The following is a 25,086-nucleotide window of genomic DNA, read 5'->3' on the forward strand; positions in this document are numbered from 1 at the left end:
TTATCTCACTCTATCAGCATCTTTTCAACAGACGTTAATTCGTGAATCGAAGATAGAGGTCATCAAAATCCTGGGGAACCAAGCCCGGCAGGTCGGCGTCTTCGAAGGCAAAAACGAAGAACTTGTTCGGGTTGTCCATCCCGAGCGGATGGGTGGTGTCGATCACAGTGGCGACGTAGTCGTTGTCGTTGGAGACGTAGAGGGTGTGCAGGGTGGCGCCGTTGATCGTCACATCCTGTCCGAAAGCGATTCCTTCCAGCTTCGCCGGAATGTCGGTGCTCGCGATCCCTTTGCTGTTCAGCACGGCCACGATGTCTAAGAAAAGGGTCTTGGGAGCGGCGGTCCCGAGAAGATTGCTCGCTCCGGTGAGATTGCTGATCTCTGGGGCGCCGACGAGGTTGATCTTATAGAGTTTCTTGACGACGGCGATGGAATTATCCACCAGCCCTTTGCCATCGCGCTCATCGACTAAAAACTCATGGTTATTGATGGCGAGGATCTCGCTGGCGGTGCCATATTTCGCCTTTGAAGCGGAGCCAATGTTGTCGAATTGATACCCATATTCATGGGTGGCGCCGGTCCGAAGATCGATCGTGACGATTCGGGTGACGGCGCCGTTGGTCCCGCCGTCTTGAATCAACGGGCTTTGCAGGATGCCGACTAACGTTTTCCCATCCGGAGTGATCGCCAACCCTTCCATCCCTTTGTTGGCGACCCGTCCGGAGGTATTGCCGTTGATCTCGGTATCCCCGTTTGGACTTAGATTCTTGACGGCGAATTTGGCGGGAAGATTGAAGACCCGGACACGTTTTCCGGTGAGGCGGTTGAACTGGTAAACATAGGGACCATATTCATCGGAGATGAAGACGCTCAAACCATCGTTCGAGACCCGAATCCCCTCGGAGTCGAACCGGGCATTCAGCGGATGGGTCGACGGCTGGGTTGGATTAAAATTGTCCGACCGACCGGTGAAGTAGTAGGTGTGATTGACGCTATTCAGCGGAGGGACGCCGCTGGAAGCGTAGGTCAGCGGGGTGAAGCTTGAGAGGAGCGTCGTCCCGGTGAGCATCGGGGTGAGGGTGAACGGAAGGGGCGCGCCGGGATCACTCGGCGCCAGTGTCAGGTGAAAGTTCTGGAAACGGTTGATGTAAGAGACGGTGTCGTCGACGCTGGGGTCGTATGGTTTCGCATTCGGCCCCCGATCGGGAACGGCGAGGAAGGTGTTCCCACCGGCATAGGCGAGGCCAGAACCGAGCCCGCCGAGGCGGTTCCCCGGGATTCCATTTTCCAGCGGCGGGGCGGTTTGAAGCGCAAAATCTTCATAGCTTCCGCTCACACTCCCGACGGCGATCAGGTCGGTGCTCGCCTCGGCGGCGGCAGCTGCAAACAGGGATGAAATGAACAGATAAGCAGCCCACTTCTTTTTACTCATGATGCTCTCCTATCACGCAAGGGTTCTGTTTAAAAGCCGATCCGGCCCAACCGGCAGGCCACATTGTCATCAAATCGTATTTTTAATTCTGATCCGCCCCGGCGCGGCTACTCGCTTTCGATCTCTTCCTCGACCGTCGCCTCCTTCGGTATCTTCATGAGCAACAGCTGTCCCCCTTCCACCAGTTCATCCGGATTCGTGAATCCATGTGGATTGGCGCCGTTAATCGGATAATGCGCCTGCACGTCGAGCAGAAAGTACCGGTTGCGTTGGGTGTCATAGCCCCGGACCCCTTGGAATAAACGGGTCACTTCGATGATCCCGGAGCTTTCTTCGTCTTGGGTTAAAAAGGAAAGGTTATTCGAGACCGCCGGGTCGAAGCGGCTCGGATCATGCTGGCCGAGGTTCGTGACATTGCGGGTCGAGGCCCCGTAGCTCCAGAGCTGACCCAACCGCGGATTATTGCCGACATCCTCGAGCAGATAGACATCGCCTCCTTTGTCGAGGGCGATGTTGTCCATCATTTTGATCTGCGGCGATGCAACGGCATTGCCGTCGACCAAAACCTCGATGGCGCCGCCCAATTCCGGATGCGCGATATCGCTGAATGTCAGCCGCCAGAGACGGCTGTTGCCGGTGATGCTCGCGGTGGTGACAAAATAGTACCGATTGGGATCGACCGTATCCCAGGCGCCATCTTCGGGGCGGAGAAGGGTGGTTCCATGGGAGCCGTCGGCATCTTCAATCAGGCTGAAACTCCCTTTAAATTGAGCGGCGGCGGGATCGAACCCCGGCTCGGTCGTAAAACCATCGATCGCGAGGACATAGCGCTTGCCGTGAGAGAGGCCGGCCAGCTCGATCGGATTCCCTTTTTTCTGCTTCTCTCCGATGTAGATGAAGACCTTGTTGAACCCGCCGTCGTCTTGCCCGATGACGATCGTCTTGTCCTGCGAAGAGGGGCTGGCCAGAAGGTTCTCCCAGTTCCCCTTCCCCATCAAAGGAAGCTCATAGGTGGTTCCCTGCTGACGGCCCTCGGCAATATGAGCAAAGGCGCGCTGGGAGGGGCGAAGGTCGGTCTTCTCTTCTTCCCCATTTAGAAAAATTCTCCCTTCATTAAAGCCCTTGCCGCTTTTCTTGTTGAAGAAGGCGGTCGGGGACGGAAGGTCGGCCGAGCAAAACCGGATAAAGACGGCATCCGAGGAGGCGACATACGTTTGATTCGTGGTGTCCCAGAGAAACACCCGCTTGATCAGGTCCTCCCCATTGAGAACCTTGAGATCGCTTTTGCGGATCTTCCACTTGGAGACGAAGGCGCCGGCCCCGCCATGAGCCCGGACAATGCCGGAAGGGACTCCCGCCGAGTTGATGTTCAGCTCGTGGTTCATCAATAGGGTGAAGGTGCCGTCCCCATTATCGTAGGCGCCGAGCCCATCGGGAATGCCGGCCATCCGATAGCCCTCCTCTCCCGGTATCTTTTTGGCCTCATCGCCCACGGTCAGAATGGAGGTGAACTCCACCCCCGGCGCGGACGGGTTGAGGTAGGGAGATTGCGCGCTGCTCGGACCGGTTGCGGCGGAGAGCGCCGCAGGGGCCATCGCCATTGAAACAAACGCCGCCAGAAAGATCTTTTTAGACATGAATGTCTCCTCTTTTCATTAATATTTCACACTAAGGCGAGAGGAGAGGGTTTGGTTTAAGTCCTCTCCTCGATGACTGTTTGAGGATGATCGATCCGATTAAACTCGTCGGACCGTAGTGATCGTCGAAACCATACGCTTTGATTTTGACCTTACCGTTTGCGAGGACCTTCACCGTCGCCCAGGCATAATTTCGGTCGGTGCCCGGACGGACCGTCGCGTCGGCGGGGCTGGCGTCAGATCCCCTCTTTTTAGGACCCTCGATCCTATGGCAAGCGAGCAATCCGGCCGCCCCACCGGCACGGCCCCAGCGGTCTACATCCCGCCAACGGTCTACATCCCGATGGACCAGGAATGAGGGTAGACCGGTGAGATTACATCCGGATCAACTCGCGGTTAAAGTTTTGTAAAGGCGCGGCTCACTCCATCGGCATCGTAAAAGAGGCCGATTGTCTATATGAATTAAAAATGCAATAATCTTTTGAAACAGGCTGCCACCCCGCTGCGCGACCGCACCCCTTCCCCCGCTCCCTGCTCATCGGCCCACCGACGGAAGGAGGACCTCTGATCATTGACGAATAACGATTCTTCCCGGACATTTGATAACCCGGCACAGCGATATCGGACGCTTTTGGAAGTCGCTGAGATTATTTCGGTCCATCAGGATCTGCGCGAGCTGATTCGAGATCTGGCGCAGCGCTTGCCTGCCGTCGTCGATGTGAACGTCATCGGCCTCTCCTTGCATGACCCCGAACGGGGCGTGATGCGGCTGCATACCGTTCAGGCGAACATTCCGGCGGAGATCGTTGGAGATCACGACGAGCCGGCCGATTTCCCGACCGTTCACGTCTGGAATACGCAGGAAATTCTGCTCGTCCCCGATCTCTCCGAGGAGCCGCGTTGGCGGAAGGAGATTCAACCGATGCGGGACGATGGAATCAGAGCATTCTGCTTTGTCCCCTTAACCACCGCGGCGCAGCGGCTCGGCGCGCTCGGATTTCTCAGTCTGAAGAAGGGGGCCTATGGCGACGCCGACTTGGAATTTCTTCAGCAGATCGGCAAGCTCGTCGCCGTCGCCGTCGAAAACGTCCTCAATTATCAGAGCGCCCGGAGGTATCAACAACAGTTAACGCGAGAGCTCGACCGTCAACGGCTGCTGCTGGAGGTGACGAATGCGATCATCGCCCATCTCGATCTGCGGCAGCTCCTGAAGGCAATCTCCGCCTTCCTGCGCCGGGTGGTCCCGCACGATTTCGCCGGCATGACCCTCTATGACCCCGATCAGTGCCGGCTTCGCTCTTATGCGCTCGACTCCCCGGGACATCAGGAATTCATTGAGCAATATCGCGACTTCGTCGAATCGGGCTTCCCGATCGCGGAAGTGGAGGTGCCGATGCTGGCTTTTACGTCGCGCCGGACCGTCCTCCGCAATCTGACCGATCTTCCCGATGAGAACGCGAAACGCTTGATCGCCGAGGGGTTAAAGCGTATCTGCAGCGTCCCCTTAATCTCGCACGACCGGGTGCTGGGGACGTTGGAGGTGCTCAGTGAGCAGGAGGCCGCCTTCTCGGAAGACGACCTCGAACTGCTCAGCCGGGTGGCCAGCCAGATCGCGATCGCGGTGGAGAACGCCCTCGCTTACCAGCAGATCACCAAGCTGAAGGACAAATTGGCAAAAGAGAAATTGTACCTGGAAGAGGAGATTCGGACGGGATATGACTTCAAGGAGATCATCGGTCAGAGCGCCGCGTTAAAAAAAGTGCTCAAACAGGTGGAGACGGTCGCGCCGACCGACTCGACCGTGTTGATCCTGGGCGAAACCGGCACCGGCAAGGAGCTGATCGCACGGGCCATCCACAACTTAAGCGGGCGACGCGAGCGGACCTTCGTGAAGATGAACTGTGCCGCGATTCCGACCGGATTGCTGGAAAGCGAGCTCTTCGGCCATGAGCGGGGCGCCTTCACCGGAGCGATTGCACAGAAGATCGGCCGGTTCGAGTTGGCCCATCAGGGGACCCTTTTCTTGGACGAGGTCGGCGACATTTCGCTGGAGCTGCAGTCGAAATTATTGCAGGTCCTTCAGGAGCAAGAGTTCGAGCGGCTGGGGGGAACCAAGACGATCAAGGTCAATGTCCGCCTGGTCGCCGCGACGAATCGAGACCTGGGCCAGATGATGGCGGAGAAAGCGTTCCGCAATGACCTCTACTACCGCCTGAATGTCTTTCCCATTCTCCTCCCGCCGCTGCGGGAACGGCGTGAAGACATTCCTTTGCTCGTAAAATATTTTGCCCGGAAGTATGCCCAGCGGATGAACAAGCAGACCGAAACGATCCCTTCCGAGACGATGACCCTGCTGATGAACTATCCCTGGCCCGGCAATATCCGCGAGCTTGAAAACGTGATTGAGCGCTCCGTCATTTTGTCCGAAGGAGCGATTCTCTCCGTCCCGCTCGCCGAGACGGCCCGCTCCTCGGAGATCCTTCCCAAACGGACAACCACGCTGGAAGCGGCCGAGCGGGAACATATCATGCGCATTCTCGATGAAGCAAACTGGGTCGTCGGCGGCGTCTCAGGCGCCGCGGCCCGTCTCGGGATGAAGCGGACCACCCTCCAATCGAGAATGAGAAAGCTCGGCATCTCACGCCGATAACCCCGGGGAACGCGAAAACATCGCCCGAGCGTTTTTATCGCGCGGAGGGTGAAAGGCCGTCTAGACCGTGGCCCCGTGCCGATCTTTCGGCAGTGCCGAGCATCCGGCACCTTTTCTTCGGCACCTCCCATTTCAAAATTAAGAAGACCCCTTCAAATCGGCGCAAAGCACTTATGATTTCAGTCACTTCATGAAATGAAGTCGGCCTCGAATGCATTTGGAACAGCGTTTGCTCTATCCCTTACCATGAAGAGACAAGAGCGCAACGGTCCAAGGAAATGCGACGGCTCAAAGGACGGTCCGAGAGACCGCCGGCCATCAAAAAACGAGGAGAGACGAAAATGAAAAAGGAAATATTTGGAACGATTCTGGTTTTAGCGATCACCGCCCCGGTGTTTTATGCCGGCCCATCGACCGCGGCCATGCTGGACGCTCCGGGACACCGCGAGGTCTCCGCCACGGTGAAAAAGGTAGATGGGACATTGGTCTCGGTAAGAACCGACGAAGGAACGACGCGGTATTTCACCGTGAGAGAGGCGGAAAAGAGCGGGCTTCCCTCGATCGATCGGGGGGACACGGTCGTCTTGCAGATGGATGAAGGAAACCAGATCATCGATATCCACGGATCGCATCATCATCGGTCGCTCACTGCGATGGTGGAGACCTACCGCGGATCAGACAAAGTGCTGACCGTTCGGACCGAAGATGGCGCGACGCAGAGCTTTGAGCTGAAAGACCCGGTTGTTCCGAAGGTGGTTATCTTAAAAGAGGGAGCCCAGATCAGCTTTGAGGTCGACGAGCAAAACCGGGTCATGGACCTCCACCCGATTCAAAGTTAATGCACCGGTTTGGTGCCGGCCGGCGGGGAAGGGGAGGGCGGTTCCCCGCCGGGAGGGGAAATCGCTTATCTTTAAAGAGGGGGCAAGTCGATGAGACCGGAGAGATTAGCCTCCCCCTTTTTCCAGCTTCTGGAGCATCTCCTCAAAGAGGGGGCGATCTCGAAGGCTCATAAAATCATTTTTAAACCGGATCGCTTCGATTTCGACCGAATCGCCGTCGATGCCCCTTAAGATCAGCGAGAATCGGCTGCCGTCACTCATCTTGGTGTTGTCCATATAAGGGAGATCAAAATAAGAAACATCAAATTGGAGGCTCCCCTTCAGCAGACTCCCTTGGAGAACCTCTCCGTCGAAGACATCGTCATAGATACTGACCTGAACCGTGGCATAGGCTTTGTCAACCGCCACGGGAAGGATTTCGAGAGACTGGCGCCGGTTGTTCCCCCTCGGCTCCGGCGTGGCGAGGTCGTTGTTTGCACCGGTTCCTTGGGCGTCTTTCCCGTCTCTCCCCTCTTTGCTCCCCCCCTTTCCGGATTGATTCTGCTCATCGATGCAACGGCCCGGCAGAAAATTCTGGAAAGGAGTTCTCCCATCTCGCTTCCGGAGCTTGGCAAAATCGTCCCGATCATACAGCCGCACGCAGATCGACTCCCCTTTGTCGATGTTGAAGACGGCGCCGGTTCCGATGTTGTTCAGCATCTTGGCCTGTCGGGAGACCAAATTCGTCGACACCCGGATGATCTGCTGTTCTAAATCATCCCATTTCTTTCTCTCTACGTCGCCGTGCGACGCGGTCCGTTTTCGCTCGAGCCCCGTATAGACATCTTCAAAGAGCGGTTTCGCATTAAAGAACTCCTGAAAGTTGATGGTCAGGAGCTCTAGGAAGACAATCCTTCTTCTGAACGACTCTTCATCGGCCTTGATAAAATCTTCTTTGATCGCACCGAGGTAGCCGGTGAGAAGGCTTTGGAACATCGACTGTCGAATATCGGTATCCGACTTTTCCCGCTCGGTCATGGTCTTAACGAACATCTCCGCCCGGCGATTTTGTTCCGTATAGGAGCTCAGGAAAATCGGAATGAGGATGGCGCTGGCGGCGGCGCTGAACCCGGCCAGGATCTTCGCAAACGATTCCATCTTCGCCCAAATATCGGTTCGCTTGCCCTCGTGTTCTGCCATTGAGAGAGTCCTTTTCTCAGAGTTGGATATCGTGGCGCGTCGGAGCCGACGCCACCTTTATGGGGAATTCTTTCCCCCGGATGATCAGGGTGTAATCTCCCGGAGCGAGATCGAGCTTGTACTCTCCCTTGGGGCCGGTCTTCGTTTTTGTATCGCTCCCTTTGACCGCAATGGTCAAATTGGCCACCGGCGCCCCTTTGCTGTAGACCGTCCCCGACAGCTCTGTCGCCATCGCCGGGGAGAAGATCATGACCGATAAAATTAGAAATGCAGATAGAATAATCGCCTTCATTCTCTTCCTCCTCTTTCGCCTGAGAACCGATTTAGATATAAGTCTTCCGATCGTCGGTTCGATCCCATTCATTTAATCAATCGGAACGCATTCTAGCCGATCTCGTCGCGATCTGCAAACGTCGGCCGGCGTCCCTCAAGGAGAGATAAAATGCGCCATTGCGAAAAGGACGCCCGGGATGAAGCGGAATTCATTTTCCTCCTTGCTTGCGAATAACCATTTTAGTTATAATTCTATTGATGTACCAATCCCAACATCATGTATGAGAGGTCTTCTTCTCTTAATCAGCAGGATCGGTCGGCCGGTATAAAAGGCCGACTTTTTTATCCGCTTCCGAATAGGTTTCCAACTCGCCCATAAAAACCGATGAATAAGGGGCCGACCCTTTCCGCTCAATAGACGGAACGGTCCTCAACGATGTAGGCGGGTTTGTGAGCGGATCACGGGAATGTCGACGTCATGTTTACACAGGAAGATTACGAGCAGCTGATTAAAAACTACAACGAAGATTATCTCTATCTTCTGATTCGCGCCAGCCAGAACAGCTATGAATGTCTTATTTCATCCTTCATGATGCTTCGGAATTTATATGACGTCATCGTCAAATTTCAAGACTCAGGGAAATATCGCTTCCAGATCCTTCCTTATCCCCTCTCTTTTCGTGCGAACGACGATCTCCTCAAAAAGATGGGATTCGACGAGGAAGGGGTCAGAAATATCTACGGCTTTCTTGAATTCGTAAAGGAAACACATGGGAAAGAGTTCGAGGAATGTTTGGAGGGAAGTGTGTACAACCTGTGTAAACGGAATCCCGGAGATCAACCATGGCGAATGAAAAGCTGAACACATGGATAGCGGAAAATAACGAGAAGATCACGGAGAGTTGGATGCGTGCGGTGCGCAATGACGCGCGGATCGATTCGGACGCCGCGCTCTCCCGCCTGGAGCTGCGCGATCATGTTCCGGCGATCATCGAAGAGATCTGCGAACTGCTCCAAGCAGACGAGACCCCCAGCCCGACCAACACCTTGGAAGGGCGCGTCAAAGTCTATCTCCGCTTCCAACAAGGCTACCGCGGCCGGGAGCTTGCGCGTGAGGTCTCGCTGCTGCGGACCATCATGCTCGACTTCTTAACGGAGCAGTGCTGTAACGGCTCCATCGACGCAGACCTCAAGAGCTACTACCGTGCCGCCCGGACGATCAATCTCTATATGGATGAAATCCTCTGCAATGCGATTTCAACCTACAGTGAAACGCTCGATTAACGCCGAAGGGGTCGAGGGCCGGCATGCCGGTCGCGTTGACGGCGTAGTTGATGCGCTCTATCTTAGTGGTTCATGCGATTTATAAGGCCGGCTCCTCTATTTTTTGAGCTTGTTTCCCTCGAAGGCGAGGGTCTCTCCCGGCTTCATCACCCGGGCGGGAATCTTCCTCTTCCCAAGTGCATCGATGAAGGGTTGCGGATTCTGGGTTAAGATCGGCATCGTTCCAAAATGGTGCGGAATCGCCAGCTTCGCTCTGACCGCCGCGGCCGCCTTGGCCGCCATCGGCGGCTCCATCCCGAAGTGACCGCCGATATTGATTAAGGCGACATCGGGCTCATATTGCTCGCCGATCATCTCCATTTCCTTAAAATAGGCGGTGTCGCCGGTGTGATAAATCGTCGGACCGTTCTTAATAATCAGGACAAATCCGGCCGCGATCCCTCCATAGACGATGTCGGACTCCTGCGGCCCCGCGTTCGGATTGTTCAGACCGCTCGAGTGGATCGCCGGCGTCATCATCACCGTCACTTCGCCGTCGGCAATCCGGATCTCTCCACCGGGGTTGAGAAGGGTATCGAACCCGACCTGCTCTTTTGGAAAACCGAGGAGCTTCACCATGGCGGCTCCCAGCTCGGCATTCGTGATCAGCCGCGCTCCGGTTTTCTTGGCCAGCGCGACGGCATCGCCGACGTGATCGGAGTGACCGTGGGTGATCAGAATATAGTCGACCTTTTCAAACCGGGCGACCGGATCTTTGTTTTCCTGGGCGTTCGGATTGACCGGATTTTTTAGCCAGGGATCGATCAACAGCACCGCGCCGCCCGGGGTCACCACTTCAAAAGCGGCATGGCCGTGCCAAGTAAGGTGCGTCAGCTTCGTCGTCTCCCCTTGCGCGGCGGTCATCGATATCCAGAGAATCATCAATAAGAACAAACCACCCGTCAGAAAACGTCCCTTCATCCTCATGGCTCCTCCATCCCCGATTGAAAAAGTAAGACCCCGATCGGCATCGTCTATCTTCAGCGGCACCTTTGTTCTGTTCTAACCGAACGCTCAACGCCGAGTCAACCTCCTTGTCGCGCGCGTTCCAATTCGATAGAATAATCGTAGGCGTCTCCACAAGAAGATCTCTCTTTATTCTCCGGCATCGTACCCCATGACAACACGGCCGACGGCTCCTTCCATCCGCAGGGTGAAGCGCTTGCTTTTAACGGGGGCCCTCCTTCTCTTAGGTGGGTTATCGATTGGATGGCTGATGATGATCCGCATGCCGGGGTCCTCTTTTCAAGGGGCGCTTCCTCCGCTCACGGAGGGGGAGGAGGGAAGCCGAACCCGCCTGGAGGGTGATCTTTTCGCCCTCGCCGGGGAGATCGGGGAGCGGAGCTTCCAAAATCCGACCGGTCTTGAAGCGGCGGCGACCTATATCGAATCGGCCTTCAAACAAATCGGCTATGAAGTTCGCCCGCAGGCTTATACCCACGACGGCCGGACGTTTCGGAACTTGGAAGCGGTTCTTCCGGGCCGGGGCCGTTCGGCGGAGGTCGTTCTGCTCGGCGCCCATTATGATACTGTCCCCGGCTCGCCCGGCGCGGACGACAACGCCACGGGGGTTGCGGCGATATTGGAATTGGCGCGGATGTTCAAAGAAGAGGCGTTCGAGCGGACGATTCGATTCGTTGCATTTACCAATGAAGAGCCGCCGACTTACTTAACCGGCGCGATGGGAAGCCGCGTCTACGCGCGGGCGGCGCGCGCCCGCAACGACCGAATCGTCGCAATGTATTCGATCGAGTCGATCGGCTACTATTCAGACGCGCCCGGCAGCCAGCGCTATCCCTCCCCTTTGGACCATTTTTATCCCGATCGCGGCAACTTCATCGGTTTCGTCGGAAACATCCGATATGGCAACCTGGTAAGAGAGAGCATCGCCGCATTCCGCAAGCGAACCCCCTTCCCCTCGGAGGGGGCGGCCGCACCCTCCTGGCTTCCCGGCATCTCCTGGTCCGATCATGACTCGTTCTGGAAAGAGGGCTATCCTGCGATGATGATCACCGACACCGTCCCCTTTCGGAACCCACACTATCATCGACCCACCGACCGGCCGGAGACGGTCGACACCCTCCGCTTGGCGCGCGTGGTCCATGGCCTCGCCGATGTAATCCGAAGGATCGCCCAGGTCGAGGAAAAGGGTGGACCGTCGCCGCCATAACGATCGGTCCGTTTGAGCTTCGTGAGACGGCCGTGATTGGAATCGGCCTCCTTTACTCACGTTCATCCCGGCTCCGGTGCGCTCGGGACGCTCGAATCCCGACGAAAAATCAGGGAGTTCTTTTCCGGGTTTCGGTAAATACCTCTCTATCTTCTTCAGACCCTCTCCTCACGCCACCGCGCCTGGTGCTCCACTGGAGAAAAATGGCGCCGGCATCCGACTTGCAGAATCCCGAATCGGTGTTGGGACATATTGTCCGCAACGAAAGGAATCCGCCCCCTCTCCTTATTCATCACCCCTCCTCTGAGAAGACGATGAAACGGATCCTCACAAGCGGTATCAGCCGGCTCTTTCAATGTTTTGGTTATGTGGTTCAGCGGCCGGAGAATTTAGAATGGCGCTCCTTCTCCCACCATCTCGCTTTTCTCTTCAAGCGGCTCCATATCCAATGCGTTCTCGACGTCGGCGCCAATGTCGGCGGCTATCGACATTTCCTTCGGAACAGCGTCGGCTATGACGGACAGATCCTCTCGTTCGAGCCGGTTGAGGAAAATCTCAATACGTTAAGAGCGCTGGCAAAAAATGATCCCCAATGGCAGATCTATGGCTATGCCTTGGGGAGCCAAAACAAGACGATGGAGATCAATGTCATGAAAGGGCCGGTCTTCAGCTCTTTCCTGAATCCGGACACCTCCGTCGTTGCGCAATTTAACGATGCGAACCGCATTGACCACAAGGCGACGGTCGACGTCCGGACCTTGGATTCGGTCCTCGGACCGCTCCAGACAAAACTGAAGCTTCAAAATATCTTTTTAAAAATGGACACCCAAGGCTATGATCTCGAGGTGATCAAGGGGGCGGAAGCGACCCTCCAGCAGATTTACGCCATTCAGACGGAGGTCTCGCTCCGAAAGATCTACGAAAGCATGCCGAGTTTTACCGAGTCATATCAGATGCTGAAAGAAAAAGGGTTCGACATCACCGGAATGTATCCGGTCTCCCGCGATCCGCTCCTCCGGGTGATCGAGTTCGATTGCGTCATGATCAATCAGGCGCATGAAAACCAGATCACAGAGTGGAATCGCCCCTCCCTGAAAGGGATCTCTCCTCAAAACAGACGGTCGCCTTCGGTGAGGCCGGATGACAGGGAGCGCGCCTGACGGGTGAAGAAAGCGAGGAAGGATCGATCACCGATTTCAACCGGGCCGAGGCGGGACACTCTTCAGAGCGCGGGGGATGGGGTCCCCTGCTTGCCGATAAAATGGGAGATGTCACTGAGCTGGGTCGGATCAGGGAGAGAAACTCGACGCCGACCCCGTGTCGGCTCCTCCATCGGACCTGGGCGGCGAGATAGATCTCCTCCTGCTCGAGGAGAAATCGTACCTCGACGATATCGCCATAGTTGAAGAAGCGGGAGGTTTGTAAAGAACAGCCCCCCTCGCTGAGATCGGTCAGGAGAGACGGCTCATTGTCGAGAAACGCTTCGCGATGGACCTTGAGGCGGGTGGAGCGTCGGACGATCGATGCATCTTGGATTTTGTGGATGACATCGACCAGGCGGGTCACCTGATTGTCGTCGGTATTGAACCGGATTCCATATTGATGTTGGACGACCGAGTGGACGATATAACCGGTTAAACTGAATCGCTCCCCTTGGGCTGAAAAATCGAGCTGAATCGGCTCGGCGGAATCGAAGGGCTGGTTACACTCCAGAAGACATCCGCCGACGCCGAGCTTTTTCATCGCCGCACGGAGTTGCCGGTTCAGATTCACGGCGAGATTGACATCGACCCGAACGAACTTGCGTCTTTCATACGCTGAAACAGGCAAGCTGAATCTCCGTTGCGGTATGTATCAGTAATGCTCCGGCTCATTGTATAAAAGTTTCGTATTTATTTCAATGAAAAACAGTCTGCTCTTTCCGGAACCGCTCCTTTTCACCCGCCTGACCGCCCGCAACGTTGCAAATCGCGGCATTGTTCCTTTATCATTAAGCCATCTTCTGATCCGCTTGTCGTCCTTTGAAACAGAATTCGATTGAAGAAGCGGGACCGGGTCGTTCTGGGCGCCGCACGGGCCAAACCTTGTCCAGAAGGCCGCCCTCCGCTGCCGGAGAGGGACACGATGATCCGGCCAGGCCGCCCGGAAAACAGCCCCCGGAAAACAGCCATAGATGCGAGGAGGAAATAATGGCTCAGGCAAAACGCGGGAATACCGTGAAGGTTCACTATGTCGGCACGTTCGAAGATGGGACGGTATTCGACACCTCTAAAGAGAAAGGGCCGCTTCCCTTTACCCTCGGAGAGGGAGAGGTCATTCCCGGCTTTGAAGAGGCGGTGATTGGAATGAACCCGGGAGAGTCGAAAAAGATTGTGATTCCGGCTGAGAACGCCTATGGCCCTCGCCACGAAGAGATGGTGCTGGTGGTTGATCGACACCACCTCCCCGAAGGGCTCGATCCTCAGGTGGGACAGCAGTATCAGATTCCCCAATCCGAGGGCCAATCGATTGTCGTGATGGTGACGGAGACCTCCGATGCGAGTGTGACCCTCGACGGAAACCACCCCCTGGCAGGAAAAGCGCTGACGTTTGAAATTGAGCTGATCGAGATCGCCTAGTTCTCTAAAAAAGGCCGGCCGGCAGACCCTTCCGATTGCCGGCCGGCCGATGTTGATCGACTGATCCGCGTTCCCCTCCGGATCGCTCACAAAAATCTCGCTTCTAGAATCAAAATCCCGATGCCGACGGCGATCGTCAATACGGTCAGGATCGCTCCGACCTTGAGGTATTCCCAAAAAGAGATCTCCACCTCCGGATGGGCCAGCGAGACGACAATCAGGTTCGCGACCGAGCCGACCAGTGTCAAGTTTCCGGCCAGCGTGCTGCTCATCGCCAGCGTCAGCCAACCCAAATCGGGATTCGGCATCGACTTCACAAACGGCTCCAACAGGACCACCGCCGGGACATTGCTGACGAGGTTGGAGAGAACCAACGTCACCCCGCTCAACACCGTCACCACCTGCGCCGGCCCCCCCATCATCCAGGGTCCGCTCTTCTCCAAGACCAATCGAACCCACCCCGCCCGCTCGACCCCGCGCATCACGACAAAGAGGGAGGCAAAAAAGACGAGAAGGGTCCAGTCGACCCTCCGGAAAGCGAGCTCCGGCTTTCGGTTGCCGATCAGAAAAAGGACCGCCGCCCCCCCGATCGCGACAAGCGGATAGGGCTGCTCGAGGAGGAACAGGACCAACATCGCCGCCACCACCCCCAAACCCTTGATCATGAGTGTCCGATCGAGGCCGGGGCCGACCGGCTCGATCGGAGCGGGTGTCATCAAGGATTTTTCAAAAAACTCCTTCCGGTAGATCCAGGCAATCACCCCGATATTGAGAAAGAGGCCGATCAGCGTGATCGGTGCGAGGAAGAGGAGAAAGCGGCCGAAGGAGATCTCCGAGTGATTTCCGATAAACATGTTTTGTGGGTTTCCCATGATCGACATCTGGCCGCCGATGTTGGAGGCGGTCGCCAGCGCGATCAGATACGGCACCGGGTTTAAGCGAAGAGAGCGAAGAAGGACGAGGAGGATCGGGGTGAAGAAGAGGCAGATTGTATCATTGACAAAGAGAGCGGAGAGAACGCCGCTCAGGAGCACGACGCCGATCAACAGGCGCAGGGGGGAAGGCGAGACACGCAGCCACAGCGAAGCGATCCAACCGAAAAAGCCGGCCATTGCGAGATAGGCGACGACCAGCATCATCCCCAGCAAGAGGAGAATCGTGTTCCAGTCGATGGCAATGTAGGCTTCTTGCAGGGAGAGCACCCCGGCGGCCACGGTGAGGACGGCGCCGACGAGCGTCCCGGCCGGCATGTCGAGCGGAAAGCCCGGGACATTGCGGAAGGCAATGAAGGTGTAAGTGAAGAGGAAGATCAGCAGTGAGGCGGTCACGGCCCCCTTACCCCTGGATCGACGGCAAAACCGAAAGCATCGGAAGCGGCGCCTCCTGCTTTGATTCAACCACCACTTCTCCGACCAGATCGTAATCGTGCGCCGCGGTCATCCGGACCGAGACGAATTCCCCGCCATTCACGACCCGTCCGCCGGTGTCGTTGATCAGGATCACCCCGTCGACATCAGGGGCCTGTCCTTCCAATCTTCCTTCCAGAAGTAGATCGCTCTCCTTCGAGAGCCCGTCGATTAAGACGGTCTGGGTCGTTCCGATCATCTTCCGCTGCTTGCGGCGGGAGATTTTCCGCTGCATCTCCAAAAGCGTCTGCCGGCGCTTGCGCTTCGTCTCCTCCGGCACCGGATCGCCGAGCGGATGGGCGGAGGTCCCCTCTTCGAGCGAGTAGGTGAAGATGCCGAGCCGGTCGAATTCGGTCTCGCGGATGAATTCGGAGAGGGTGCGGTATTCCTTTTCGGTCTCCCCCGGGAAGCCGACGATAAAGGTGCTCCGGAGCGTCACCTCCGGAATCCGCTCTCGCAGCTTTTGAATCAGCCGCTCGATCTCGCGCCGCTTTCCCTTTCGGTTCATCTTCTTTAAAATGCCGTCGTCGATATGCTGGAGCGGCAGATCGATATAACGGCAGATCTTCTCCTCTTCCGCAATCAGGTCAATCAAGGCGTCGGTGAAATCGGTCGGGTAGGTGTAGAAAAGCCGAATCCACTCAATTCCGTCGACCCGGGTCAGCGCTTTGAGCAGGGTAACCAGCTCTCCCTTGTTCCGCCGGTCCCAGCCGAAACTGGTGAGGCTCTGCGCAATGAGATTAATCTCGATGACCCCTTCCGCAGCGAGCGCCTGCGCCTCGCGGACGACCGAATCGACCGTTCGGCTCTGGAGATCGCCCCGGAACGACGGGATGCTGCAGAACGAGCAGCGGTAGTTGCACCCCTCCGAGACCTTAATATAAGCCCAATGTTTCGGCCCGAGCCGCAGGCGAGGGGTCTCGGGCTGGTAGAGATAGGTCGGCGTCTCGGTCAGACGGGGACGGTCGTCGGTCCGCTTCGGGTTTAAGAGCGCATCACAAAGTGAAACGATCTTGGGGAAATCGCCGGTCCCGACGACGGCGTCGATCTCCGGCAGCTGATCGAGCAGGTCTCCCGAATAGCGCTGGGTCAGGCAGCCGGTGGCGATCAAGGCCCGACAGCGGCCGGTTTTCTTCAGCTCCGCCATTTCGAGGAGGGTCTCGATCGACTCCTCTTTCGCCTGATCGATGAAGCCGCACGTGTTGACGATGACGATATCGGCTTCCGCCTCCTCGGCCGTCAACTCATACCCGGCCTGGAGCAACGATCCCAACATCACCTCGGAGTCGACCTGATTTTTAGGGCACCCGAGGCTGACCAATCCGACCTTCTTTTTCTCTTTTCGCTTTGCCAAACCCTCTCTCCCGACAAAAGGGTAATTGTATGCCAACTTCCCGCCGAAAACAAGCATTTCGATAGGAAGCTCGGCGGTCGGCCATCCGCGGCAAGAGGACGGCTTTTTATCCCTTCCCTGCATCCTGAGAGCGGGTGGCGACGCCCGCTCCTTCACCCCGCCCTCCGAATTCCGCATTCCGCAATCCGGTTCAGCCGATCCCCCCATGAAGGGGGATTGTTGGTTTGCCCGATTGATTTTAAAGTGACACTTGTGCGGAAGAAAATCGCTTCTGTGCATGGATAGAAGACCAAAATGGAATTTACCGAAAGGAGGTGATCCCGATGAAATCCCACTTTTTATTTCTGGCCGGTCTGATGTTGATGATCGGTCTTTCAGCCGGCTGCTCCGACTCCAACACACCGTCGGTCGCAGAGGCGGAGGAGAAGGTGCCCGTCGTCTCGGAGAAGCTGACCCAGGACGAGTCCACCTTAATCGCCTCGGCGGAAGCCGAAGAAAAATCAGCCGGAGAGGTGACATTATCAGAAACACCCTCGCCGAATTAAAAGAGAGATCAAAACCAAAATCATTCACCGGATCACATAAGGAGAGCAACCATGTTCGCTAAAATGAAACAAAAATTGATTCTATCGCTCGCGGGGGTCTTGATGGCCTCCTCGGTCTTTGCTGCAAGCCATCGAGAGGCCCCGTTGATCTCGATGGACCCGGAAGCGGACATCACCGACTTTTACATGTTCCGCAGCTGGGAAAATCCCGATAAGGTGGTCTTCGTGATGAACGTCATTCCCTTACAGGAGCCGAGCGCCGGCCCGAATTATTTTAACTTCGCCGATGACGTTCTCTACGAAATCCACATCGACAACAACAAAAACAACATCGCCGCGAACACCGTCTATCAGATTCGTTTCAAGACGGAGATCCGCACCGCCGGCGAGACCTTTCCCCTCTCCTACGCCGCCCTCCCGCCGATCACCACGCTCGACGGCGCCGGCTCGGACGGATTGATCCTCCGACAGTTCTACACCGTCACCGAAAAGCGCTTCGGCCTCCCCGACCGGCAGCTGGGGAAGGTGGCGATGGTCGCGGTCCCCTCCAATGTCGGACCCCGAACAATGCCGAACTATGAAGATCTCGCAAAACAAGGGATCTATTCTCTCAGCAACGGCGGGCGGGTCTTCGCCGGCCAACGGGGCGAGTCGTTTTACATCGACCTCGGCGGGGCGTTCGATACGCTCAACCTTCATGTCTCGCCGATCCTCTCCGCAGCCGACGACGCCGACGATACGAAAAATGTCGGGACCGCCACCAACACGTTGAGCGGATACAACGTCAGCACAATCGCGCTGGAGATCCCGATCAACGAGATCGTCAAAAAAGGAGACAGCAAGGTGATCGGCGCCTATGCCAGCACCAGCCGGCCGCGGGTGTCGGTCATCCGGAAAGCGAACAAGCGCGAGAACTCCGCCACCTTCGTTCAGGTGGCCCGGATGGGAAACCCGTTGGTGAACGAGCTGATCATCGCCACGATCGACAAAGACCGCTGGAATGCGACCGATGCCGAGAGCGAGGCGCAGTTTCTCGATTACTACTGCAACTCCTCGCTTGCCACCGCGTTAAACCTTGTCTTCGGAACCCACTTCCCCACCCAAAATCGGGCCGACCTGGCCAATCTGTTGCTTCGCTACAGCGACAGCCCGCTTCAGAACATCTGCGGGGTGGAGAGCCAAGGGATCAAGGCACAGGCGGTGAGCGACGGGCGATTGGCCGATTTCATCCGGCTGGATCTCAACGTCCCGCCGACCGATCCAAACGCCCAAAAGCGGCTCGGCCCCTTCGCCCACGACGCCTCCGGGAAAGCGACCCCCGACCCCGCCGCCTGGCCGAACGGCCGGCGTCCGAATGACGATGTCACCGACATCGCGCTCCGTGCGGTGGCCGGCGCCTTGATCGATCCGGCGACACCGATGCTCGGCGACGGGGTCAATTTCAACATCGGCGCCGAGGGAAGCAACCTCACGGCAAACGGCATCGCGACGAAATTCCCCTTCCTCCCGACCCCGCACAACGGCCGGGATCGTCGCCACATCGACCCCACCGAGACACCCTAACCTGACAAGCGGGGGTGGGGGATTCCCCCCACCCCTTGGAGGGAGAACAGATGATGAATCGGAAAAATCTCTTTCAATCCAGTCGATGGCCGGTCCTCGCGGGCGGGATCCTCCTCACCTTTCTACTATTGATAAACGCCCAGGCCTTCTCCACATCCGATGAACAGACGGTTCAGCCGGGAACGCCCGGAGCCTCTTTGACCACCGACCAACAGGTCACCCTGCTGGAAGGAGAGAGTGCGAAAGCGCCCCGATCACTCCCCCTCCGCAACCGGTTGGCATGGGCCTACATCCAGAAGGGAAGAGAGACCGGCGATGCGGCCTACTTCACCCGGGCCGAGCGCCTTCTTGAAAAGTCACTCGCAAAGGAAGCCTCCAACGGCGAAGCGCTCGGCCTGCGCGCCTGGGTCGCCCTCTTCAAGCATGAATTTAAAGAAGCGGCGATCTGGGCCGAAAAAGCCCACGCCGCGCAACCGAAGATCAGTTTCCATGACGGCGTCTTAAGCGACGCCTACCTGGAACTAGGCGACTATCCAAAGGCGATCGATCATGCCCAACAGATGCTCGACCTCAAGCCCGACCAAGGGGCGTTGAGCCGCGCCGCGCATCTTCGATCGCTGCACGGCGATCCGGAGGGGGCGATCGACCTTTGGGAGAAGGCGATCCGCTCCAGCTCGCTTCACTCGGAAAATACCGCCTGGTGTCAGGTGGAACTGGGAGACGAATACTTCAACCTCGGAAAGGTGAAGAAGGCGGAAGGCGTTTATCAAGCGGCCCTCAAGCGCTTTCCAAACTATCATCGCGCGCTGGCCGGTCTCGGGCGGCTTCGCGCGACGGAGGACAAAAAACCGGAAGCGGCCCGGCTCTATCAGCAGGCGATCGAGGTGATCCCCTATCCCCATTACCTCTCCGCCCTCGGCGACCTTTATACCGAGATGGGAAAACCGGACGAGGCCCGCAAGCAATATGACCTCGTCGAGCAGATGGCCCGACTCGATCAGATCAACCAGGTTCTCTACAACCGCGATCTCGCCCTCTTTTATGCCGACCATGATCGGAAGGTGGAAGAGGCGGTCCGAATCGCCGCGCGGGAGCTGGAGGTTCGGAAAGATGTTTACACCTATGACATCCTCGGCTGGACCTATTATAAAGACCGGCGCTACCCCGAGGCGGAGCAGGCGATGAAGAAAGCGCTTCGGCTCGGCACGCGCGACCCCCGGATGCTCTTTCACGCCGGGATGATCGCCCGCGCGGTCGGAAAAGAAAAAGAAGCAAAACGGCTTTTAAACCAAGCGTTGTCGCTGAACCCGCACTTTCACCCTGTCTACGCGCAGCGCGCCCGCCAGGCGCTCGCCGCGCTCGGGCAGACGCAAGGAGGTCCGTCATGATCCGACTTTTTTTGATTGCCCTTTTCTCCCTTCTTCTCTCAGTCGCAGAGGCGACCGCCCACCCGATGGGAAACTTCTCCATCAATCACTACTCCGGCCTGGAGGTCGGCCCGGAGGGGGTGGAGGTCCGCTATCTCCTCGACTTCGCCGAGATCCCGACCTTTCAGGAGATCCAGAAAATCGATCTCGATCAAAACGGAGAGACCGATCCTGCCGAGCAAGCGGCCTATCTGACCGAGAAGGGAGGCGCCCTCGCATCGGGTCTGGCCTTAACGGTGGGAGGAGCGCCGCTGTCGCTGACCCCGGTCTCCTCCGAAATTGAATTCTCCCCCGGCGCCGGCGGCCTCCCGACGATGCGCCTCTCCCTGCGCTACCGGGCGCCCCTTCCTCCGGCCATGACGGCCGATCGTCGATCGATCGCACTTTTTTATCGGGATGGCAACTATCCCGGCCGGGCCGGCTGGAAAGAGATGGCCGCCGCCGGGCGCGATGGGATCTCCCTCGCCGGCTCCCCCCTTCCGACGCAGGGAGGCGAATTAAAGTCGTATCCGGAGAAAGAGATTCAAAGCCCTCCCCAGGTGGTAGAAACCCACTTCTCTATTTCTCTCGGGCCGACCCCCGATTCCGGTTCGACCCTCCCTCGGACCACCCCCTCGCCCGGGAGCCGGTTTCTTCGGAACGACCGATTCGCCGCCTTGATGACCAGATTGATGACCGGATGGATGACCGGCGCCGCCCCGACCGCTCCGATGCTCCTCTTCGCCCTCGCCGTCTCCTTCGGGCTCGGCGCGCTCCACGCCCTCTCCCCCGGCCATGGGAAGACGATCGTCGCCGCCTACCTGGTCGGCGCCCGCGGCACCGCCAAACATGCGCTGCTCCTCGGGTCGATCGTCACCGCCTCACACACGATCGGCGTCTTTCTCCTCGGGCTCGTCACCCTCTATCTCTCGAAATATATCGTCCCGGAACGGCTCTATCCCTGGCTCGGACTCCTCTCGGGGCTCGCGATCGTGATCATCGGCTTCTCCCTCTTCCGGCAGCGGTGGCAGGCGATGCGGCACGATCATCAGGACCTCCATCACTCCCACCACCACCCGCATCCGGTCGATCACCCTCACCGTCATGATCACGGCCATCGGCATGACCCTCATCCTGCCCCGACCCTCTCCGGCCTCTTGGGATTGGGGATCACCGGCGGGATCGTCCCCTGTCCGTCGGCGCTGGTCGTTCTGCTAAGTGCAATCGCCTTTCATCAGGTCGGATTCGGATTGATTCTAATCGTCGCCTTCAGCGCGGGGCTCGCCGCAACGTTGGTGGCGATCGGATTGTTGATGGTCTATTTGGGGGGGATGATGGGGCGGCTCGATCGGTTTGGGTCGCTCCGTGAGGTTCTGCCGGTCCTCTCCGCGGCGGGGGTCACCCTCCTCGGTGGGTTGATTGCGATCGGCGCCTGGATACAGTGACGGTCCAAAATCATACAGCGGGATTCTGACTTCCGGAAGAACCTCCAGATTCCGGAAGGGAAAAGAGGGCGCCCAGACCACTTTTCCGAAAGCATTCGGCCCAAAAGAGAGCCTTTTTTAGCAATGAACTCTTTTCCCGAACAGCGGCACACCGATTGCTTAATACTAAAAGTGTCACACTTCACAACGAAATAAAAACAGAAGGAGAGATCAAATGAATTGCAGAAAATGTGGCGGGCTGATGGTGGCAGAGAAGTTTTTATTCACCTCGATCGATTCACGGCCGTGGGATTACCTCGGCGCGCGGTGCCTCTGCTGCGGGCGAATCGAGGATCCGGTGATCTTGGCGCACGAGATGCGGGCACGCTCTCGCGCATCCCGGAGGAGACGGGTCTAACGGAAGGGTCTCAATCCTGACCCATTTCGTCGAAAAGCGTCCATTTTCGGTTTGAGGGTGGAATCGATCCGCGGCAATTCAGTATAATGGGTCGACACTGAAACCTGCGGAGCCGCCCGATGGACCCTTTTTTTTCGACCTCACTCGAGACCCGACTGGCGCGTCACCTCACCGAATCGCCTCAGCAGGCGGCCCGCATCCTCTTTCACTCCGTCGCCGCCGACGTTCCGGCCTATCGCGATCTCTTAAAAAAAGAGGGAATCGATCCGGCGAACATTCAGACCGATGCCGATTTTAAAAAGCTTCCCCTCCTCACCAAACAGAACTACCTGCTCCCCTATCCGCTTCCCCAGCGCTGCCGCGGCGGAACGTTGCACGGCAATGAGATGATCGCCGTCTCGTCGGGCTCCACCGGCCAGCCGCTCTTCTGGCCCCGGTCCTTGCGGCATGAATTGGATGTCGCTTTTCGGTTTGAGCAGATTTTCCGGGATGCCTTCCAAGCCGACCGTCGTCCGACCCTCGCCGTGATCTGTTTTGCCCTCGGCACCTGGGTCGGCGGGTTCTACACCGCGGCGTGCTGCCGGTCTCTTACGCAGAAGGGCTACCCGATCACCCTCGTCACCCCCGGCAACAACAAGAGTGAAATCTTCCGGGTGGTCGAGGCATTGGGTCCCCACTTTGAGCAGGTGGTCTTGGCCGGCTATCCGCCTTTCATCAAGGAAGTAATCGACCAAGGGGTCGCGCAAAAAAACGATTGGAAGCGGCATTCGGTCAAGCTGATTTTGGCGGGAGAGGTCTTCAGCGAGGAGTGGCGGAATCTCGTCTGCGAGCGGATCGGATCGGACGATCCGATCCACGACACCGCCTCCCTCTACGGCACCGCCGACGCCGGGGTGCTCGGGAACGAGACGCCGGCCTCCATTGCGATCCGAAGGTTCTTCGCAAGCCATCCGGCGGCGGCGCGGGAATGTTTCGGCGAGTCCCGCCTCCCGACACTGGCGCAGTATGATCCGCTCAGCCGTTTTTTTGAGGTGACCCCGGAAGGAACGCTGGTGGTCACCGCCGACGGCGGGGTACCGCTGATCCGCTACCATATCGCCGACCAAGGGGGACTCCTTTCGTATGAGGCGATGCGCACCTTTGTAAAGAAGCAGGGGGAAGATCCGATCGCCGAATTAGAGGCGCAGGCGCGGCATCTCCCCCATCCGCTTCCCTTCGTTTACCTCTTCGGTCGCGCCGATTTCACCGTCTCGTATTATGGCGCCAACATCTATCCTGAGAACGTCACGGTCGGGCTGGAACAGGCGCCGATCCAGCATTGGGTCACCGGGAAGTTCGTCCTCCAGGTCCGGGAGACCGAAAACCAAGACAAAGTCCTGAGCGTCGTCGTCGAACTCCTCCCCGGAATCAGCGAAGCAGAGGAGAAGCGGCAGGCGATCGGCCGATCGATCCGGCGGGAGCTGCTCCGGTTGAACAGCGAGTTTGCCAACTACGTCCCGACGGAGCGCCAAATGCCGGAGGTCAGCCTCGCCCCGGCAGGCGATCCCGCCTATTTCCCCGCCGGGGTCAAACACCGATATACACGGAGATCGCCTTAACCCCGAGTAGAGCGATGCGCTATGACGTGATTGTGGTCGGCGGCGGTCCGGCCGGGAGCACGACGGCCCGGGAGTGCGCGGTGCGCGGCCTCTCGGTCCTGCTGCTCGACAAGGCCGCCTTCCCGCGCGACAAGCCGTGCGGCGGCGGGATCACCCTCCGCGCGGCGCGGCTTCTGCCGTTTGATCTTGCTCCGGTGACCGAGCGATCGATCTCCGGGCTCGATTTGACCTTTTCCCGGCGTGCCGGGTTTGCCCGCGATGCAGACCGCCCCCTCTTCCACCTGGTCCAACGAAGCCGGTTCGATCACTTCTTGGTCGAGCAGGCGGTGAAGTGCGGGGCGACCCTTCGAGAAGGGATGCCGCTCCGCAGCATGGAGCGGGACCGCGGAGGGATCGTCGTCCGCGCCGGCGGCGAAACATTCGAGGGGAGAACGCTGGTGGCAGCCGATGGGGCGAACGGAGAGACGGCCAAGCAGGCCGGGCTGACCCTGCCGCGGTGGCGCATTATTGCGATGGAAGGGAATATCACCCCGAACGGACCGTTCCCCGACCGTTGGCGGCGCCGGGGCGGCATCGATCTCGGCGGGGTCGCCGGAGGGTATCACTGGCTCTTCCCGAAGGGGGACCATCTCAATATCGGGATCGGAGGGCTGCCGTCGGTCGGCTCAACGCTTCGCCGCCGGCTGGAAGCGGCGGTCCGTGCCTATGGATTCGATCCGGCGGCGCTCTGGGGGGTCCGGGCGGCGACGATCCCGATCCGCCGTCCAGACGCCCCGCTCGTCGAAGGCCATTTGCTCCTCGTCGGCGATGCCGCCGGCTTGGCCGATCTCCTGACCGGCGAGGGGATTTACGGCGCGATTTGGAGCGGACGGGCCGCGGCCCACCACCTCGCCGCTTATCTGGCCGGTGAGACGCCGACGCTTCAGGGGTATCGGGAAGAGATAGAGCGGGCGCTCCTACCGGAGCTTCAGATCGCATTCCAGATGTGGGCGTTCTTCCACTTCGCTCCCGTCGTTGCGGCGAACCTCCTCTGGCGTCGATCTGCGGGAAAGGTCTGCCGGCTCATCGGCTGGACCCGCTTCTGCCGGCTCATTCAAGGAGAGGACCGCTACATCGATCTCAAAAACGACTTCGGCCTCTTATGGAGGCCGGTCGATTGGGTCCTACGTCCATCGGTCTTTCCGTTCGTCTCGAAAATCTTGGAGCGATTTCAGCGGTAAGATGCGGGGGATCGCCTTTCGGAGCGGAAGG

22 protein-coding genes are annotated in these 25,086 nt (G+C 58.1%); 14 read left to right on the forward strand and 8 right to left on the reverse strand.

From position 1 onward, the window contains the following. Positions 1-34 precede the first annotated feature (34 nt). Both HY282_08875 and HY282_08880 read right to left on the reverse strand, forming a co-directional pair. Positions 35-1,432: an esterase-like activity of phytase family protein gene (locus HY282_08875; GenBank protein MBI3803859.1), complete on the reverse strand. Its 1,398-nt coding sequence runs from the start codon at positions 1,430-1,432 to the stop codon at positions 35-37. Positions 1,433-1,539: 107 nt separating this feature from the next. Beyond that, positions 1,540-3,069, reverse strand: coding sequence for a hypothetical protein (locus tag HY282_08880; GenBank protein ID MBI3803860.1), 1,530 nt, complete (start codon positions 3,067-3,069; stop codon positions 1,540-1,542). Positions 3,070-3,640: 571 nt separating this feature from the next. Between HY282_08880 and HY282_08885 the strand changes: the two genes are divergently transcribed. Both HY282_08885 and HY282_08890 read left to right on the forward strand, forming a co-directional pair. Beyond that, positions 3,641-5,719 (forward strand): sigma 54-interacting transcriptional regulator, encoded by a 2,079-nt coding sequence (locus HY282_08885; GenBank protein MBI3803861.1) that lies wholly within the window; start codon positions 3,641-3,643, stop codon positions 5,717-5,719. 341 nt (positions 5,720-6,060) lie between these two features. Then, a complete protein-coding gene (locus HY282_08890; GenBank protein MBI3803862.1) occupies positions 6,061-6,558 on the forward strand; it encodes a hypothetical protein in 498 nt (165 codons plus the stop codon). Between the two features lie 105 nt (positions 6,559-6,663). Here the strand turns inward: HY282_08890 and HY282_08895 are convergent, their stop codons facing one another. Then, positions 6,664-7,737, reverse strand: coding sequence for a hypothetical protein (locus tag HY282_08895; GenBank protein ID MBI3803863.1), 1,074 nt, complete (start codon positions 7,735-7,737; stop codon positions 6,664-6,666). A gap of 16 nt (positions 7,738-7,753) precedes the next feature. Next, entirely contained in the window at positions 7,754-8,029 is a 276-nt protein-coding gene (locus tag HY282_08900) for a carboxypeptidase regulatory-like domain-containing protein (protein ID MBI3803864.1), read from the reverse strand. A gap of 459 nt (positions 8,030-8,488) precedes the next feature. Here HY282_08900 and HY282_08905 point away from each other — a divergent pair, with 459 nt between their 5' ends. Together HY282_08905 and HY282_08910 are read left to right on the forward strand one after the other, a co-directional pair. Beyond that, positions 8,489-8,872 carry a hypothetical protein gene (locus tag HY282_08905; GenBank protein ID MBI3803865.1) on the forward strand — a complete coding sequence of 128 codons (384 nt, stop codon included), beginning with the start codon at positions 8,489-8,491 and terminating at the stop codon, positions 8,870-8,872. Further along, complete coding sequence (locus tag HY282_08910) at positions 8,854-9,294, forward strand: RsbRD N-terminal domain-containing protein (GenBank protein ID MBI3803866.1); 441 nt, start codon at positions 8,854-8,856, stop codon at positions 9,292-9,294. Before HY282_08905 ends, HY282_08910 begins: the two co-directional genes overlap by 19 nt. Positions 9,295-9,390: 96 nt before the next feature. Here the strand turns inward: HY282_08910 and HY282_08915 are convergent, their stop codons facing one another. After that, positions 9,391-10,254, reverse strand: coding sequence for a metal-dependent hydrolase (locus HY282_08915; protein MBI3803867.1), 864 nt, complete (start codon positions 10,252-10,254; stop codon positions 9,391-9,393). A 298-nt stretch (positions 10,255-10,552) separates the two neighbouring features. Here HY282_08915 and HY282_08920 point away from each other — a divergent pair, with 298 nt between their 5' ends. Together HY282_08920 and HY282_08925 are read left to right on the forward strand one after the other, a co-directional pair. Beyond that, positions 10,553-11,503 (forward strand): M20/M25/M40 family metallo-hydrolase, encoded by a 951-nt coding sequence (locus HY282_08920; protein ID MBI3803868.1) that lies wholly within the window; start codon positions 10,553-10,555, stop codon positions 11,501-11,503. A 314-nt stretch (positions 11,504-11,817) separates the two neighbouring features. After that, the gene (locus tag HY282_08925; GenBank protein MBI3803869.1) at positions 11,818-12,663 is read left to right on the forward strand and encodes an FkbM family methyltransferase; all 846 of its coding nucleotides are present in this window, start codon (positions 11,818-11,820) and stop codon (positions 12,661-12,663) included. Here HY282_08925 and HY282_08930 read toward each other — a convergent pair. After that, the gene (locus HY282_08930) at positions 12,572-13,333 is read right to left on the reverse strand and encodes a PilZ domain-containing protein (GenBank protein ID MBI3803870.1); all 762 of its coding nucleotides are present in this window, start codon (positions 13,331-13,333) and stop codon (positions 12,572-12,574) included. The genes HY282_08925 and HY282_08930 overlap by 92 nt on opposite strands. Before the next feature lie 359 nt (positions 13,334-13,692). Here HY282_08930 and HY282_08935 point away from each other — a divergent pair, with 359 nt between their 5' ends. Then, entirely contained in the window at positions 13,693-14,121 is a 429-nt protein-coding gene (locus tag HY282_08935) for a peptidylprolyl isomerase (GenBank protein MBI3803871.1), read from the forward strand. Positions 14,122-14,207: 86 nt separating this feature from the next. Here the strand turns inward: HY282_08935 and HY282_08940 are convergent, their stop codons facing one another. Next, a complete protein-coding gene (locus HY282_08940) occupies positions 14,208-15,449 on the reverse strand; it encodes an anion transporter (GenBank protein MBI3803872.1) in 1,242 nt (413 codons plus the stop codon). Positions 15,450-15,456: 7 nt separating this feature from the next. Beyond that, positions 15,457-16,938: a 30S ribosomal protein S12 methylthiotransferase RimO gene (gene rimO / locus HY282_08945; GenBank protein MBI3803873.1), complete on the reverse strand. Its 1,482-nt coding sequence runs from the start codon at positions 16,936-16,938 to the stop codon at positions 15,457-15,459. Between the two features lie 266 nt (positions 16,939-17,204). Between rimO and HY282_08950 the strand changes: the two genes are divergently transcribed. The 7 genes from HY282_08950 (at position 17,205) to HY282_08980 (ending at position 25,055) form a co-directional block, all read left to right on the forward strand. Further along, on the forward strand, positions 17,205-17,426 hold the full coding sequence (locus HY282_08950) for a hypothetical protein (GenBank protein ID MBI3803874.1): 222 nt from the start codon (positions 17,205-17,207) through the stop codon (positions 17,424-17,426). A 63-nt stretch (positions 17,427-17,489) separates the two neighbouring features. Beyond that, entirely contained in the window at positions 17,490-18,989 is a 1,500-nt protein-coding gene (locus HY282_08955) for a DUF4331 domain-containing protein (protein ID MBI3803875.1), read from the forward strand. 50 nt (positions 18,990-19,039) lie between these two features. Beyond that, on the forward strand, positions 19,040-20,377 hold the full coding sequence (locus tag HY282_08960) for a tetratricopeptide repeat protein (GenBank protein ID MBI3803876.1): 1,338 nt from the start codon (positions 19,040-19,042) through the stop codon (positions 20,375-20,377). After that, complete coding sequence (locus tag HY282_08965) at positions 20,374-21,840, forward strand: sulfite exporter TauE/SafE family protein (GenBank protein ID MBI3803877.1); 1,467 nt, start codon at positions 20,374-20,376, stop codon at positions 21,838-21,840. The genes HY282_08960 and HY282_08965 overlap by 4 nt, the downstream gene beginning before the upstream one ends. Before the next feature lie 214 nt (positions 21,841-22,054). After that, positions 22,055-22,237 (forward strand): hypothetical protein, encoded by a 183-nt coding sequence (locus tag HY282_08970; GenBank protein MBI3803878.1) that lies wholly within the window; start codon positions 22,055-22,057, stop codon positions 22,235-22,237. 119 nt (positions 22,238-22,356) lie between these two features. Beyond that, positions 22,357-23,835, forward strand: a complete 1,479-nt coding sequence (locus HY282_08975) for a phenylacetate--CoA ligase family protein (GenBank protein MBI3803879.1) — start codon at positions 22,357-22,359, stop codon at positions 23,833-23,835. Positions 23,836-23,849: 14 nt separating this feature from the next. Then, complete coding sequence (locus HY282_08980; GenBank protein MBI3803880.1) at positions 23,850-25,055, forward strand: geranylgeranyl reductase family protein; 1,206 nt, start codon at positions 23,850-23,852, stop codon at positions 25,053-25,055. The last annotated feature ends 31 nt before the right edge of the window (positions 25,056-25,086 follow it).

The organism is Candidatus Manganitrophaceae bacterium, from assembly GCA_016200325.1.
Classification (GTDB): Bacteria; Nitrospirota; Nitrospiria; order SBBL01; family Manganitrophaceae; genus Manganitrophus.

Coding starts and splice junctions, on each gene's coding strand:
- HY282_08950 (MBI3803874.1), top strand. CDS start 17,205: ATGAAATCCCACTTTTTATTTCTGGCCGGTCTGATGTTGATGATCGGT.
- HY282_08960 (MBI3803876.1), top strand. CDS start 19,040: ATGATGAATCGGAAAAATCTCTTTCAATCCAGTCGATGGCCGGTCCTC.
- HY282_08980 (MBI3803880.1), top strand. CDS start 23,850: ATGCGCTATGACGTGATTGTGGTCGGCGGCGGTCCGGCCGGGAGCACG.
- HY282_08880 (MBI3803860.1), bottom strand. CDS start 3,069: ATGTCTAAAAAGATCTTTCTGGCGGCGTTTGTTTCAATGGCGATGGCC.
- HY282_08905 (MBI3803865.1), top strand. CDS start 8,489: ATGTTTACACAGGAAGATTACGAGCAGCTGATTAAAAACTACAACGAA.
- HY282_08915 (MBI3803867.1), bottom strand. CDS start 10,254: ATGAAGGGACGTTTTCTGACGGGTGGTTTGTTCTTATTGATGATTCTC.
- HY282_08970 (MBI3803878.1), top strand. CDS start 22,055: ATGAATTGCAGAAAATGTGGCGGGCTGATGGTGGCAGAGAAGTTTTTA.
- HY282_08875 (MBI3803859.1), bottom strand. CDS start 1,432: ATGAGTAAAAAGAAGTGGGCTGCTTATCTGTTCATTTCATCCCTGTTT.
- HY282_08895 (MBI3803863.1), bottom strand. CDS start 7,737: ATGGCAGAACACGAGGGCAAGCGAACCGATATTTGGGCGAAGATGGAA.
- HY282_08900 (MBI3803864.1), bottom strand. CDS start 8,029: ATGAAGGCGATTATTCTATCTGCATTTCTAATTTTATCGGTCATGATC.
- HY282_08910 (MBI3803866.1), top strand. CDS start 8,854: ATGGCGAATGAAAAGCTGAACACATGGATAGCGGAAAATAACGAGAAG.
- HY282_08925 (MBI3803869.1), top strand. CDS start 11,818: ATGAAACGGATCCTCACAAGCGGTATCAGCCGGCTCTTTCAATGTTTT.
- HY282_08975 (MBI3803879.1), top strand. CDS start 22,357: ATGGACCCTTTTTTTTCGACCTCACTCGAGACCCGACTGGCGCGTCAC.
- HY282_08920 (MBI3803868.1), top strand. CDS start 10,553: ATGATCCGCATGCCGGGGTCCTCTTTTCAAGGGGCGCTTCCTCCGCTC.
- HY282_08955 (MBI3803875.1), top strand. CDS start 17,490: ATGAAACAAAAATTGATTCTATCGCTCGCGGGGGTCTTGATGGCCTCC.
- HY282_08890 (MBI3803862.1), top strand. CDS start 6,061: ATGAAAAAGGAAATATTTGGAACGATTCTGGTTTTAGCGATCACCGCC.
- HY282_08965 (MBI3803877.1), top strand. CDS start 20,374: ATGATCCGACTTTTTTTGATTGCCCTTTTCTCCCTTCTTCTCTCAGTC.
- HY282_08935 (MBI3803871.1), top strand. CDS start 13,693: ATGGCTCAGGCAAAACGCGGGAATACCGTGAAGGTTCACTATGTCGGC.
- rimO (MBI3803873.1), bottom strand. CDS start 16,938: ATGCTTGTTTTCGGCGGGAAGTTGGCATACAATTACCCTTTTGTCGGG.